Origin of the sequence: Breoghania sp. L-A4 (genome assembly GCF_003432385.1) — a bacterium.
Lineage (GTDB): Bacteria > Pseudomonadota > Alphaproteobacteria > Rhizobiales > Stappiaceae > Breoghania.
The window spans coordinates 3,369,651-3,383,194 of sequence record NZ_CP031841.1 but is presented as its reverse complement, the minus strand read 5'-3'; the positions used below and the strand labels follow the sequence as shown (position 1 = coordinate 3,383,194).

Sequence of the window (13,544 nt, the reverse complement as noted above, 5' to 3'; positions counted from 1 at the left end):
TCGAGCACTGAGTTGGGAGAGTGCCTGCTTGGGCACAAGGTGACTTTGGGAAATATTTTCAACAGGCTAGCGCCGCGCGCGCGATGGTTTCGCGTGCGGCGCCGCCGATGTTGGCGACGTGACTAAACCGCGCCGGTGTAGGCGCCGCGCGCGGGATAGTTCTTCGTCTTGGCGAAATCGATGGCGCCGACGAGCTCGGAGAAATGCGGGCGGACGAAGGGCATGGTCTGCACCGAGGCGTAGTAGAGCGTGCCGTCCGGCTTGACCAGGAAGATGCCCGGCTCGGAGAACAGCGCCGGCTCCTCGATGCCAATGGAGGTCTTGCCGATACCGGTGGAAATCGACAGGCCCCAGTCGCGGGCAAGCTGCAACGGCAGGCTGTGGGCGAAGCGCAGGGTCTTGGCTTCGATCTTCTCGGCCATGGCGCGGGTGCGTTCTTCGCCATCGGAGCTGATGGCGATCGTCGTGACGCCGCGTTCGTTGAAGTCGGGCGTCAGCCGCTCGAGCTCTTTCAGGTAGTTGGCGCAGATCGGGCAGTGCAGCCCGCGGTAGAAGACCACCAGCGTGGCGAAATCGCCGGTCTCGGCGGCCAGGTCGAAACGGCCGTGACCGAGCGTGTCGAGGGCGAGCGGCGGCGTCTTCTGCGTGGGTACCAGCATTCATCAACTCCCGGATGTGATAACGCGCCGCTCCTTCGCGGGCGGCGTGAACGAGATTGACCTTAGCGCACGTTGGGCATCAAATGGTGTTTGTAACTTGATCGAGAGTACGCAAATGCAGCCCGCCCGACTTGACCGCCTCTCCGCCATTCTCGAACGCTTTCGGATCAGCGCCCAGGTTTGCCCCGCGCCATCGCCCGCCTGCCGGCGCGATCCGCGCGACAAGGTGCCGAACTTGTTTGCCGCATCCGGCGCGCTGCCGTTGGATATTTGCGGCTTGGGAGTGGCGGCCTCCGGCGGCGGGCTCGCCTATTTCCCCTGCGGTGCTCCGGATGATTTCCTCGCCGCGCTTGCCGCTGACCGACCCGAGGGGCTGGTCGCGGCGCATGTGGACATTGGCGGGGAAGGAAACCCGGTGGCGCGTGCGCTGCCGGAGGTGATCGCGGCGCCGGTTGCCGCCGACAGCGCCTTGAAGGCGGTCGGCGACCTGCTGCTTGAGGAGGTGCTGGAGCCGCGCTGTGGCGGCGGCGCGGTGCTCGACCGTCTGTGCGAGGTGCTGGTGATCCGGCTGCTGCGGCACGCGATCCGCACCGGACGGACGGAAGTGGGTTTGCTGGCGGGGCTGGCGCATCGCGGACTGTGTCCGGCTCTGGTGGCCATGCACGAGAATCCCGAGCGCGACTGGCACCTGGAAAGCCTGGCGGAGCACGCCGCCATGTCGCGCACGCAGTTCGCCAAGACCTTTCGCGACGTGGTGGGCACGACGCCGGGCGGTTATCTGTCCGCTTGGCGATTGACGCTGGCCCAGCTTGAGTTGTCGCGCGGCGCGCCGCTCAAGAGCGTGGCGGGTCGGGTCGGATTCTCGTCTCCCGCGGCATTGTCGCGCGCCTTCACCCGGCATTTCGGCTATTCGCCGCGCAACGCGGCGCGCCGCGTCGCCTGAGAGCCGCCGCAATCAGGCCGCGGCGACCTTTTCAAGAAAGCCGTCGATGCGCGCGCGGATGCGCTCGTTGATGCTGCCGACGTTCTCCGACGTCTCGCGGATTCGCTCGGCCGATTGCGTCGCCATGGCCGTCGACGAACGCAGGTCGGAGACGTTTGCCGCCACCATGCGCGTGCCGTCGGCGGCTTCCGCGATGTTGCGGCTGATCTCGCCGGTCGCCGCGTTCTGCTGTTCGATCGCGGCGGCGATGGAGGCCGCGTTTTCCTGTACGTCTCCGATGATGGTGACGATGCCGGAGATCGCCGAGACGGTGGCCTGCGACGAGCTCTGGATCGCCTTGATCTGACTGGAGATCTCGTCCGTCGCGGAGGCCGTCTGGTTGGCCAGGGACTTTACCTCGCTCGCGACGACGGAGAACCCCCTGCCGTGCTCGCCGGCTCGCGCCGCCTCGATGGTGGCGTTGAGCGCCAGCATGTTGGTCTGTTCGGCGATCGCCTGGATCAGCGCGATGATCTCGTCGATCTTGCCGACGGCGGCGGCGAGCTGGTCGACGTCTGCGTTGGTGCTGCGCGCGGTTTCGCTGACCTGCGAGATCTGGTCGGACGTGCGGCTGACCTGAGCGGAGATTTCGGTGATCGATGCGTTGAGCTGTTCGGTTGCGGCGGCCACCGTCTGAACGTTGGCGGACGCGCGCACGGATGCCTCATCGGCGCTGGAAGCTTGCGCATCGTTGCGCTGCGCGGCATCGCGCAGCTCGGCGGCGGATGTCCGCGCGCCGTCGATCGCCTCGTTGCCGGCGGCAAGCAGCGCCACAATGTCCTGGTTGAACTCGCCGATGATCTGCTCGACGGTTTCCTGGCGGCGGGTGCGGGCGGCGCGGTTGACTTCAGCGCGGTCCTCCAGCCGGGTGCGCTCCACGGCGTTGTCGCGGAATACCGCCAGCGCGCGGGCGAGATCGCCGAGTTCGGTCCTGGCGTCGGCGTAGGGAATGTCGCAATCGGTTTCGCCGCGGGCGAGACGGCCTGTGACGGCGATGATCGTCGAGAGGCTGCGTGTGACGCTGCGGACGATCAGTGCGCCGGCAAGCACCAGGACAGCGAGCGTGACGCCGGCGACGGTCATCATCAGCGTCGACAGGAACGACCGCTTGTCGTTCAGCGTCGTGCGGATCGCGTCCGTGCGCTGGGTGATTGTCGCAAGCGCTTCCGTAAGCCCGGAGTCGAGCGTTTCGTAGCGGGCATTCACGGTCCTGTCGATGTCGGCAAGCGCCAGTTCGGCATTGCTGAGCTGTTCCAGCGGGGCGTGCATTTCGGTCATCAGGGCGGTGACCTCGTCGGAGAACCCCGAATCGAGGTCGCCGTCCTGCAGCAGTTCGTTGACTTCGCTGAACTTGGCTTCGATCAGCGCGACATAGTCCTGATCGGCGTCGGCGATCAGCTTGAGGATGTCGCGGCGGATGCGGTTGAAGGCCGCATCGACGCGAAACACGGCCGCCTGATCGTCGAACTCGAGTTCCTCGGCGAGGCGTGTGGAGATCTTCGTGGCGGCGTTGCTGAGATCGACGGTGAAGCCGGTGGGGCTGTCGATGCCGTCCTTTCCGGCCTCGGTAACAACGACGCTCTGGCGGTCGCGATAGCCCAGGGTGTCGAGGATAGCGACGTATTGGGTGATGGCCGCGAGATAGTCGTCGAACAGGGCCGCCGTGCCGTCGGCGATCTCGTTGTTCTCCGCGTGGATAAATGCCGGTCCGGCGCGATCCGCGGCGGCGGCGCGCGCTGTTTCGAGAGCGGGCAGGATCGAGGCCTTGCGCTCGGCCCGCATCCGCTGCTCGGCGACGCGCAGGCGCAGCAACTCGCGCTGGAAGACCGACAGTGTCTCGTAGGCCTTGTCGATCTTTTCGTATTGGCCCGAGGCGTGCGACAGCGCAGCGTCCGAAACGTATTGCAACGTGCCGGTGACCAATATGCCGACGATCGCACTCAGTGCCAGGACAATCACTCGAAGACGCAACGTCAAACGATCAAACATATCGGGCCCACTCGATGATCTTGGTGAATTCCGGGAGGAGGACGGCCACCGCTGATGCAAGGCTATTCGCTTCATCGTTAATTTTGGTCGAAGAACCAATTGAATTTATCGGCATTAATGTCGATATTTTTCACCTCTCCGGCATCACGCTTAAGTAAAAATTCATATTTTAATATGTTTTGGTGCGGCCGGGACTGCAGCGGCGCGGGCACTGGTGATTTCGCGGGCGACGGTGATGCACTACCATGCGATGTCGCCATGGGCGGCACTCAACGGAGCGGGTAGGCGGCGTGGACATCCATTCGGGACTTCAGGAAAGTGATGAGGACGAAGGCCTGATTTGTGCCTTCGAGAGACGTGACGACAGGATCACCCTGCCGCTGGACTGGGCCGGGGTGGAAGCCCCGCCGGCTGCGGGACGTTGGCGCTGGGTGCACATGAATCGGGCGTCCGACCGTGCGGCACGCTATCTCGAAGAGACCAGCGGGCTCGATCCGCTGGTCGTTGAGGCGCTGCTGATGGAGGATACCCGGCCGCGCTGCGCGCCAATGAGCGATGGCACCCTGATCATTCTGCGCGGCGTCAACCTCAATCCCAATTCCTCACCCGAGGACATGGTGTCGATCCGTCTGTGGGTCGAGGAGCATCGGGTCATCAGCCTGCGCCAGCGGCAGGTTTATGCGGTGCAGAGCATTCGCCAGGCCTGGGAAGCGGGACACGGGCCGGACTCGCCGGCCGATTTTGTGTGCGATCTCGCGCTGGGTCTGAGCGATCAGATCAGCGCCGTCATCCGCGAGATCGAGGACAACGTCGATCGGCTCGAGGAGGAGGATGAGGAGATGACGCACACGGCGTTGCGCGCCAGTCTCATGGATGTGCGGCGCACCGCGGTGCCGTTCCGCCGCTATCTGTCGCCCCAGCGCGACGTGTTCCTGCAGCTCAATGCGCTGAAGGCTTCCTGGCTCGATGAGGATGCGCGGATCCGCCTGCATGCGGTCGGCGATCATACGATGCGGCAGGTGGAGGATCTCGATGCGGTGCGCGAGCGCGCCACGATCCTGGCCGAGGAACTCAACACGCGGTTGTCGGAGCAATTGAACCGCAACATGTATCTTCTGTCGCTGGTGGCGGCGATCTTTCTGCCGCTGGGCCTGATCACCGGTCTGTTCGGCATCAATGTCGGCGGCATTCCATTGGCCGGCGAGCCGATGGGGTTCGCCGTGGTCTCGATCGCGCTGCTGGTGCTGGTCGGCGTGGAAATCGCGCTGTTCAAGCTGCTGAAATGGATCTGAGTCTACCCGCCTTCCGCCGGCGTGCCGAACGCGACGATCCCCGCCACGCCTCTCGCGCCGCTGCCGACGCCGAAGAGCGGGATCACCAGAGCGAAGAAGCTCAGGTACACCGCTGCTGCGATAATCTGCGCCTGCTTCATGGTGCTGACGCGCACGGCGCTGCCGATCAGATAGGCCAGCAGCAGCAGTCCCGCCATCGGTCCGATGGCCCGGACCCCGGCCAGATCGCGCAGGATGGGCACGGAGACCAGAAAGCCGCTGCCGATGACCGAGGCCAGCGGCGTGGCGATGGCACGCCAGCGGTCGGTCTGCACCAATGCGGGCCGGATGAGCAGCAGGCTCAATCCGACCGTCACGGCAATCGCGATTGCACCGAGCATTGGCGGCTCCAGGGAGCAAGGCGTCTTGGTATCGCGGCGTGCGCCGGTCAGCTTATGGCCGCCGGCTCAGGCGTCGGCGAAGGCGCAGGTCAGGCTTTCGAACAGCAACCGCCCGTCTGTGCCGCCTTGCGCTGGTTCGACGAGATTTTCCGGGTGCGGCATCATGCCCAGGACATTGCCGCGCGCATTGAGAATGCCGGCGATGTCGTTGACCGAGCCGTTGGGGTTGGTGCCCTCGGCGTAGCGGAAGACCACGCGGCCGTCGCCTTCAAGCCGCGCCAGCGTCTCAGCGTCGGCGAAATAGTTGCCGTCGTGATGGGCCACGGGGCAGCGCCAGACCTGGCCCTTGGAAAACGCATTGGAGAAGGCCGTTTCGGCGTTCGCCGTTTCCAGCTTCACTTCCTTGCACACGAACTTCAGGTTCGCGTTGCGCATCAACGCGCCGGGCAGCAGGCCGGTTTCGGTGAGGATCTGCAAGCCGTTGCAGACGCCGAGGACGAGCCGTCCGGAATGGGCCATGCGCGCGACTTCCGCCATCACCGGCGAGCGGCCCGCGATGGCGCCGCAGCGCAGGTAGTCGCCATAGGAAAAGCCGCCGGGCAGCACGATCAGGTCGACATCCGGGATGCTGGTGTCCTGATGCCAGACGGCGACGGGCTTGGTCCCGGTGACGAGCTCGAGCGCGCGCATCATGTCGCGCTCGCGATTGGAGCCGGGGAAGACGACGACGGCGGATTTCATGGGCTTGTCTTTGCTGCTTCAGATGAGGAAGGACATTGCGGCGCGTGAAGCGCCATTCACTGCACTGTGTCCGTCAGTTCGAGGCGCCGTTCGATCCTGTCCAGACGCTCGTCGTGGCGTTCGAGGATTGAATAGATGTTGTGGATGTCAGTCTGCATGGCAAGCATATGTCCACGGACGGATTGGAGTTCCGTTTTCACCTCGTCCAGCTTGCGATCCATCGTGTCCAGCCGCTGTTGCACGGATTTCAGGATCTCGTAGATCAGCTCGTTGGAAACCTCGACCATTGAAGGTGCTCCAGGTGCGCACGTTCGGTTCGGCTCAGTTTACACGAAACGCCGTTCCGGCCAATTCGCCGGTTTTGGCTACATCAATTCGATCGCGTAATTCTCGATGACCGTGTTAGCGAGCAGCTTCTCGCACATGGCTTGGAGATCCGTCCGGGCCTTGGCCGTGTCGGTTCCTTCGAGCTCGATGTCAAACACCTTGCCCTGACGCACGCCGCCAACGCCGCCGAAGTCGAGCGCATGCAGCGCGCCTTCGATTGCCTTGCCCTGCGGGTCAAGCACGCCGTTCTTCAAGGTGACGGTCACACGTGCCTTCATGGGATCTTGTATCTCTTGATTGGGAGTTCGCTTGAACGATGGGTCGCCAAAATGGCGAATGGCAGCACCCGCGGCGGGAGGCCGCGGGTGCGGGATCGTCTTACTGAACCAGCACCGGGCCGGAGCCGTGCGGGCGTTCCTCGTTGTCGTTGAGGATGCCGAGACGGCGTGCGACTTCCTGGTAGGCTTCCAGCATCCCGCCGAGGTCGCGGCGGAAGCGGTCCTTGTCCATCTTGTCGTCGGTCTTGACGTCCCACAGACGGCAGCTGTCGGGGGAAATCTCGTCGGCGACGACGATGCGCATCATCTCGCCTTCCCACAGACGCCCGCATTCGATCTTGAAATCGACAAGCCGGATGCCGACGCCCAGGAACAGACCGGAGAGGAAGTCGTTGACGCGAATGGCCAGCGCCATGATGTCGTCGATTTCCTGCGGTGTCGCCCAGCCGAACGCGGTGATGTGCTCTTCGGCGACCATCGGGTCGTCCAACTCGTCGTTCTTGTAGTAGAATTCGATGATGGAGCGCGGCAGCTGGGTGCCTTCATCCAGACCCAGGCGCTTGGCCAGCGAGCCCGCGGCGACGTTGCGCACCACGACCTCAAGCGGGATGATCTCCACCTCGCGGATGAGCTGCTCGCGCATGTTCAGCCGGCGGATGAAATGGGTCGGGATCCCGATCGCGTTCAGATTGGAAAAGATGTGCTCGGAGATGCGGTTGTTGAGCACGCCCTTGCCATCGATGATCTCGTGTTTCTTTGCATTGAAGGCCGTGGCATCGTCCTTGAAATGCTGGATCAGAGTTCCTGGCTCAGGCCCCTCGTAGAGGATCTTGGCCTTGCCTTCGTAAATGCGCCGGCGGCGATTCATGGGTACGTACCGTGGTCTGTCGAGGAAATCCATGGATGCAGGGAGGCTCCGGTGGCGCGCGCGGTACACGGTTTGTGCACAGTCTGCAGAATCGGCAGGGCCCTCCCGTAGCGAGGCGCGACACTAGCCGATCACGGTGCAAAGCACAATCGAGTGTGTACCGCAATTGTCTGGATTGCGCATCCAGTCTGCGGCGGTGTCTGGTACCGTTGATTTGGCGTTCGCGGGGGGATATGCAAGGGCCATGATACATCTCATGGTTTCGGCGTGTCGGCTGCCTATATGGAGACGGCAGGTCTTGCTAACCAAAGGTACATTCAGGAGACAATAGATGACCACGTTCGACAAGCGCGAGGACGCTTACGAGAAAAAATTCGCGCACGACGAGGAATTGCGCTTCAAGGCGACCGCGCGGCGCAACAAGCTCCTGGGTCTGTGGGCGGCCGAAAAGCTTGGCAAGACCGGCGAGGACGCGGATGCCTATGCGCGCGACGTCGTGCGCGCCGATTTCGAAGAGCCGGGCGAAGAGGATGTCTTTCGCAAGATCCGCGCTGATTTCGATGCGGGCGGCGTCGAGCAGTCGGATCACCAGATTCGCCGCACCATGGAAGAGCTGATGGGCACCGCGGTCGCTCAGGTCGAAAAAGACTGACGCCGGCGTGGCCCGGCGTGCCGCTCCTGAATCCTCTGAAAAGGCATTCTGGCTGATCTGCAGGTGCTGTGGACAATCGGCGGCGGCGATATGCGAGGTGACGGACGGGTTCCGGTCACCTTGTCGTGGCGAAAACAAACGAGGGTCGGGGATTGAGAATGGTCGAGCCTGAAAAAACGCTGGCGGACCGGTTGCGTGCCGGCGAAACCGTGATCACCGGCTGGTCGATCCTTCCCAGTCCCGCCCTTGCCGAGGCGATGGTGCGCTGTGGCTACGAGGCGGTGGTGCTGGACATGCAGCACGGCCAGCACGACCTCGGCTCGGTGCGGGACGCCATTGGCGGCGTTGTGCTGGCTGGTGGTCATCCGGTGGGCCGCATTCCCGTGGACGATTTCGCCACCGCCAGCCGCATGCTTGATCTCGGCGTTCAGGCGGTGATCGCACCGATGATCAATTCGGTCGCGGACGCCGAGCGCTTCGCCGGCTTCACGAAATATCCGCCCACCGGCGGGCGCAGCTGGGGTCCCATGCGCGCCATGGAACTCAGCGGCATGGAGGAGCCGCAGGCCTATCTGATGAGCGCGGACGCCGAGACGCTGTCTCTGGGCATGATCGAGACGCGCGCCGGGCTGGACGCCCTCGACGACATTCTGGCGGTCAAGGGTCTGGACGGCGTGTTTGTCGGCCCGGGCGATCTCTCCATCGCGCTGTCTCAGGGCGCGAAGATCGATCCCAGCGGCGCGGAGACCCAGGACGCCGGCCGGCGGATCTGCGAGGCAGCGAAGAAAGCCGGCAAGATCGCCGGCACGTTCTGCAACACCGCCGAGGACGTGAAGGCGGCCAGGGCGATGGGCTACACATTTATCGCCTATGGCGTCGACACGGTGGTGTTGAAGACCGGCGCAAGCGCGATGCTGGGCAGCGTCGCGGTCTGACATCCGCCCTTGGTTCTCCGTCTTTCTCTCCCGGCGCTCTTGTACATAGTTTGCCGCTGCGTCTAGTTTCTATTGGACTGCACAGGCAGGCACGCGTTGCATTGGGTATTTGGGGGCGGGGAATATGAACTCAATTAAATCGGGCGGCGCTGTTCTCGCGGCGCTGGTCGGTGGCGTCTTGCTTGCATCTTGTGCGACGCACATGCGCGAGAAAGACAGGGTTATGTTCGACAAGCTCGCGCAGGCCGCAAGAAACAACACCCAAGACATGCTTGATTGCACCGATCGCAGCGCGGAAGAAACCGCTCTCGCCTATTCGGGCTCCGACCGGTTCTTAGGGGTGTCGCAGATCAAATCGGCCGATGCGGAAGCCTACATGGCTGATCGAACCATTGTGTCCTACGACTTCAATCGACACGGCACGCAAATCGAATATACCGCTGCGGACGGCACGGCCCATCTCTGGTATCCGGGAAACGAGCGCATCTTGCATGGGCGCTGGAAGGTCGAGCGTCAGGAGAAATCCACAGAAGCCTGTTTTGCCTATGGGAAGAATACCCATAATCCGCAGACGGGGCACGAAGGTGCCGGCTTCGAATGCGGTCCCTTCAAAAAGGCCCAGTACTTCGATGTCGACAGCGTCCAGGGAGACGCCTTCGGCCTGGCGGCATCGCAAGGATCGGTGAAGCCCCTGCCGGACCAGGCGGTGAAGCCCTATGTGCCGAGTTGCCTTCCGTTCGTCAAACCCTATCGGACCAACGGCAAGTCTCCAATCGAACATCTGCTCGAGGATCTTGGCAAGGCGTCCTGATGTTCGCGGTCGGTCCGGTGCGCCGCCTATCCCAGCCGCGTCATGAACTTCGCAAACGACAACAGGCCTTCGGGCCAGGGGCCTTGGCCGCTGTCGGCGTTGATATGGCCGCAGTCGCCCGCACTCTCGAAATGGGCGCCCCACTCCGCGGCAATCCGTTCCGCCTTGGGATACGGGCAATAGGGATCGGTCTGGCTGGCCACCAGCGTGCACGCGAAGGGCAGTTTTTCGCGCGGGATCGGGCCGAAGCCGGGCGTTGGCGCGGGAACGCGGCTGGCGTCCTCGATGTCGGGCAGGGCCACGCAATAGGCGCCGGCCACCTTGCCACGGTCGAATTTCGGGGCCGCATGGGCGATCGTGACCACGCCGAGCGAATGCCCGACGAGCACCACCGGCCGCTGCGCCGCATTGACGGCGGTCACCAGTCTTTCGGTCCACTGTTCGCGGTGCGGCCGGTCCCAGTTTCCCATCTCCACGCGCTTCGCGGTCGACAGTTTCGTCTCCCAGCGCGTCTGCCAGTGGTCGGGTCCGGAATTGCCGAGGCCCGGAACGATCAGAATTTCGGAGTGGGCTATTTTCATGATCGACGTGTCTTTTGCGTTGGATGCTGATTGCGGTTTAAAGCGGGCCGTAAAATCCCGTTCGCAACGGGCGCGCCCAATCCGGGCGGCCGTTCCTGGAGGCTTCCGCAGCGGCCTTGTCCCAATCGTATTGGACAGTCTTCAGGTCGATCCGCCAACCGTCCCTCCGCCGTTCCATCGTCGCGTAGCGAGCGTGCGGGCTGCCGGCTTCCGCCTTGTGCGCGCTGGGCGTGCCATCGCTGTAGCCCGGCAATCCAATGCTTCCGGGATTGAGGATGGTCTGGTCTGTGGCGGACAGGGTGATCAGGCGCGCAATGTGGGTGTGTCCGCAACAGACGATCGGCGCGCGCTCGGTGCCGAGCCGCTCCTCGATGGCGGCCTCTTCGGCAAGCTGCATGCCGTCGCCGGAAATCGTCTCGCACAGATAGGTCAGATCATCGTCAGGGGTGCCGTGGCACAGAAGCATGTCCTGCGTCCAACGGATGACCGGCGGCAGATCCTGAAGCCATGAGCGGCTTTCCGCAGACAGGCGCTCGATTGTGAAGCTGTCCGTGCGGTTGCTGGGCGGGATGGTGCCCGCCGCGACGACTCGGTCGTGATTGCCCCGCACGGTTGGCCAGTTCGTCTCGCGAAGGATCGCGGCGGTTTGCTCCGGCCACAACGGACCCGAGACGCAGTCGCCGAGATTGACCACGGCATCGGGTGCCTCGCGCTTGAGGTCGGCGAGGACCGCCTCAAGCGCCAGCACATTGCCATGGATATCCGCGACGACCGCCAGTTTCATCCGCTCAACTTTCGCCAAAAACCCGCTTGAAGATCACGTCGACGTTCTTGGTGTGATAGCCAAGGTCGAAGCGCTCGCGGATCTGTTCCTCGGAGAGGTACTTGCGCACGTCGGCATCGGCCAGAAGCTGCTCTAGGAAGTCGACCGAGGCGGAGCCGGCAACCTGGTAGCTGTCCCAGACCTTCATGGCGTTGCGCTGCACGAGGCGATAGGCGTCCTCGCGCTGCGCGCCTGCCTGGGTCAGCGCCAGCAGGATGCGTTGGGAATGCACCAGTCCGCCGAGGCGGTTCATGTTGCCCAGCATGCGCTCGGGATAGACCAGCAGCTTGTCGATGACGCCGGTCAGCCGCACCAGAGCGAAGTCGAGCGTCACGGTCGCGTCCGGCCCGATCATCCGCTCGACGGAGGAATGGGAGATATCGCGCTCGTGCCACAGCGCCACGTTCTCCATGGCGGGCAGGGCGAAGGAGCGGACCATGCGCGCCAGCCCGGTGAGGTTTTCCGTCAGCACCGGGTTGCGCTTGTGCGGCATTGCGGAGGAACCCTTCTGGCCCGGCGCGAAATATTCCTCCGCTTCGAGCACTTCCGTGCGCTGCAGGTGCCGGACTTCGGTCGCCAGGCGCTCCACCGAAGACGCCACGACGGCCAGCGTTGCGAAGAACATGGCGTGGCGGTCGCGCGGGATAACCTGCGTGGAGACGGGCTCCGCCGTCAGGCCCATGGCCTTTGCGACATGCTCCTCGACGCGGGGGTCGATGTTGGCGAAGGTGCCGACGGCGCCGGAGATCGCGCAGGTGGCGACTTCCGCGCGCGCAGCCACCAGACGGGCGCGGTTGCGCTCGAACTCGGCATAGGCCTGGGCCAGCTTCAGGCCGAAGGTCACCGGCTCGGCGTGGATGCCGTGCGAGCGGCCGATGGTCACCGTGTCCTTGTGCTCGAACGCCCGGCGCTTGATGGCGGCCAGCAGCGCGTCCATGTCGGCCAGCAGCAGGTCGGCGGCCTTGACCAGTTGCACGTTGAGGCAGGTGTCCAGCACGTCCGACGAGGTCATGCCCTGGTGCACGAAGCGCGCGTCGGGGCCGACGATTTCCGCCAGATGGGTCAGGAAGGCGATGACGTCGTGCCTGGTCTCGCGCTCGATCGCGTCGATGCGGTCGATGTCGAAGGTGGCCGCACCGCCCTTTTCCCAGATCGTCTTCGCCGCTTCCTTGGGGATGACGCCGAGTTCCGCGAGCGCGTCGCAGGCATGCGCCTCGATCTCGAACCAGATACGGAATTTCGATTCCGGGGACCAGATGTCGGTCATCTCGGAGCGGGAATAGCGCGGGATCATGGCGCGGCCTTTATGCGGTGGGAGGATTTGCGCCCGCATCTAGCAGGAAACGCCCGTGATCACAATTGGCGCCGACCGCTTCTATGCGGCATATGGTCGGCTACGGCCGGAGGCAGCCACAATGCTGGTTCCGCCGTCTCGTTCTATACTGTCCGACTCGGGGGTTCAGGTGCCGCCGCTGGTAGTCTCGTCCAGCGCCTTCATGTCGTCAGGATTGTTCAAAGTGCAGGTGAATTCTTTGATGGACGCGGCGCCAACCTGCAACCTTCGGCTCGGATGGTCGTTGCAGATGGTCCCGGTCCGTTTCGCGGCGACGAATGTGAACTGATTTACGGAGTTTCCAAGCGCGCCAGACAACGTTTCCCTTGCTCGTTCTATCCATAATTCTTCGTCAGAGGTTGGCGGAAGTACGACCACGTAGCCCGGTTTGAAACGAGTTATGTAGGTGTAGTCACCTGCACGGAAAATGGTCTTGTTGAGGTTCCCGATATTTCGCAGGCCATGGGAGTATGCGTAGATATTGTCATCTCGGGCTTCGCTTCGTTTGAAGATCAGGCGCATGTCCTGTGTGCCTGAAACCGCCAGGGTGCTTTGTGCCGTGATGGCATCGGAGACTGTTGCAGGCGGCACGATATCGAACTTGATGCTTTTCGACGCGGGGCAGGAGTCGAACACGCCTTCGGACGAAACAGGGCAAAATTCTTCTGGGTACAAAATGTTCTCGCCGCTGAAAAATTTGACGATGTAAACGTCCCGGACGTTGACGTGGTTCACATCAACCGAACCGGGACCATCAGGATAAAGTGCGGATGCGCATCCTGCGAGAAGCGTCATGAACATGCACACCGCGAAACCTTGTTTCATCATCAAACACTTCTTTTGGAGGGAAATGGAGCAATTACGGGACGCGTGGCGTCACCTGATGCGGTGAT

Annotated in this window: 16 protein-coding genes; 5 read left to right on the top strand and 11 right to left on the bottom strand. The window is 63.4% G+C overall.

Features of this window, described 5'->3' with window-relative positions:
• Window positions 1-122: 122 nt before the first annotated feature.
• Window positions 123-659 (bottom strand): peroxiredoxin-like family protein, encoded by a 537-nt coding sequence (locus D1F64_RS15490; RefSeq protein ID WP_117413159.1) that lies wholly within the window; start codon window positions 657-659, stop codon window positions 123-125.
• A 115-nt stretch (window positions 660-774) separates the two neighbouring features.
• On the opposite strand from D1F64_RS15490, the gene D1F64_RS15485 reads away from it, so the two are divergent.
• Window positions 775-1,602: an AraC family transcriptional regulator gene (locus D1F64_RS15485; RefSeq protein WP_117413158.1), complete on the top strand. Its 828-nt coding sequence runs from the start codon at window positions 775-777 to the stop codon at window positions 1,600-1,602.
• A 12-nt stretch (window positions 1,603-1,614) separates the two neighbouring features.
• Here the strand turns inward: D1F64_RS15485 and D1F64_RS15480 are convergent, their stop codons facing one another.
• Window positions 1,615-3,630: a HAMP domain-containing methyl-accepting chemotaxis protein gene (locus tag D1F64_RS15480; protein ID WP_162901596.1), complete on the bottom strand. Its 2,016-nt coding sequence runs from the start codon at window positions 3,628-3,630 to the stop codon at window positions 1,615-1,617.
• Between the two features lie 290 nt (window positions 3,631-3,920).
• Here D1F64_RS15480 and D1F64_RS15475 point away from each other — a divergent pair, with 290 nt between their 5' ends.
• Window positions 3,921-4,922 carry a zinc transporter ZntB gene (locus D1F64_RS15475; RefSeq protein ID WP_162901595.1) on the top strand — a complete coding sequence of 334 codons (1,002 nt, stop codon included), beginning with the start codon at window positions 3,921-3,923 and terminating at the stop codon, window positions 4,920-4,922.
• Window positions 4,923-4,924: 2 nt separating this feature from the next.
• On the opposite strand, the gene D1F64_RS15470 is transcribed toward D1F64_RS15475, so the two are convergent.
• The 5 genes from D1F64_RS15470 to purC form a co-directional block, all read right to left on the bottom strand.
• A complete protein-coding gene (locus D1F64_RS15470) occupies window positions 4,925-5,302 on the bottom strand; it encodes a hypothetical protein (protein ID WP_117413155.1) in 378 nt (125 codons plus the stop codon).
• Between the two features lie 66 nt (window positions 5,303-5,368).
• Entirely contained in the window at window positions 5,369-6,043 is a 675-nt protein-coding gene (purQ, locus tag D1F64_RS15465; protein ID WP_117413154.1) for a phosphoribosylformylglycinamidine synthase subunit PurQ, read from the bottom strand.
• A gap of 56 nt (window positions 6,044-6,099) precedes the next feature.
• Window positions 6,100-6,330 (bottom strand): hypothetical protein, encoded by a 231-nt coding sequence (locus D1F64_RS15460; RefSeq protein WP_117413153.1) that lies wholly within the window; start codon window positions 6,328-6,330, stop codon window positions 6,100-6,102.
• A gap of 78 nt (window positions 6,331-6,408) precedes the next feature.
• A complete protein-coding gene (purS, locus tag D1F64_RS15455; RefSeq protein ID WP_117413152.1) occupies window positions 6,409-6,648 on the bottom strand; it encodes a phosphoribosylformylglycinamidine synthase subunit PurS in 240 nt (79 codons plus the stop codon).
• 100 nt (window positions 6,649-6,748) lie between these two features.
• Window positions 6,749-7,549 carry a phosphoribosylaminoimidazolesuccinocarboxamide synthase gene (purC, locus tag D1F64_RS15450; protein ID WP_117413151.1) on the bottom strand — a complete coding sequence of 267 codons (801 nt, stop codon included), beginning with the start codon at window positions 7,547-7,549 and terminating at the stop codon, window positions 6,749-6,751.
• Between the two features lie 298 nt (window positions 7,550-7,847).
• Between purC and D1F64_RS15445 the strand changes: the two genes are divergently transcribed.
• From D1F64_RS15445 to D1F64_RS15435, 3 genes are all read left to right on the top strand, one after another.
• On the top strand, window positions 7,848-8,168 hold the full coding sequence (locus D1F64_RS15445) for a DUF1476 domain-containing protein (RefSeq protein WP_117413150.1): 321 nt from the start codon (window positions 7,848-7,850) through the stop codon (window positions 8,166-8,168).
• A 158-nt stretch (window positions 8,169-8,326) separates the two neighbouring features.
• Entirely contained in the window at window positions 8,327-9,103 is a 777-nt protein-coding gene (locus D1F64_RS15440) for an aldolase/citrate lyase family protein (protein WP_117413149.1), read from the top strand.
• Between the two features lie 124 nt (window positions 9,104-9,227).
• Window positions 9,228-9,914 carry a hypothetical protein gene (locus tag D1F64_RS15435; protein WP_162901594.1) on the top strand — a complete coding sequence of 229 codons (687 nt, stop codon included), beginning with the start codon at window positions 9,228-9,230 and terminating at the stop codon, window positions 9,912-9,914.
• A 26-nt stretch (window positions 9,915-9,940) separates the two neighbouring features.
• Here the strand turns inward: D1F64_RS15435 and D1F64_RS15430 are convergent, their stop codons facing one another.
• The 4 genes from D1F64_RS15430 to D1F64_RS15415 all read right to left on the bottom strand — a co-directional run bounded on the left by D1F64_RS15430 (window position 9,941) and on the right by D1F64_RS15415 (window position 13,479).
• Window positions 9,941-10,495 carry an alpha/beta hydrolase gene (locus D1F64_RS15430; RefSeq protein WP_117413147.1) on the bottom strand — a complete coding sequence of 185 codons (555 nt, stop codon included), beginning with the start codon at window positions 10,493-10,495 and terminating at the stop codon, window positions 9,941-9,943.
• 37 nt (window positions 10,496-10,532) lie between these two features.
• Window positions 10,533-11,279, bottom strand: a complete 747-nt coding sequence (locus D1F64_RS15425; protein ID WP_117413146.1) for a metallophosphoesterase family protein — start codon at window positions 11,277-11,279, stop codon at window positions 10,533-10,535.
• A gap of 4 nt (window positions 11,280-11,283) precedes the next feature.
• Window positions 11,284-12,612 carry an adenylosuccinate lyase gene (gene purB / locus D1F64_RS15420; protein ID WP_117413145.1) on the bottom strand — a complete coding sequence of 443 codons (1,329 nt, stop codon included), beginning with the start codon at window positions 12,610-12,612 and terminating at the stop codon, window positions 11,284-11,286.
• Window positions 12,613-12,777: 165 nt separating this feature from the next.
• Complete coding sequence (locus tag D1F64_RS15415) at window positions 12,778-13,479, bottom strand: hypothetical protein (protein WP_117413144.1); 702 nt, start codon at window positions 13,477-13,479, stop codon at window positions 12,778-12,780.
• Window positions 13,480-13,544: the final 65 nt, after the last annotated feature.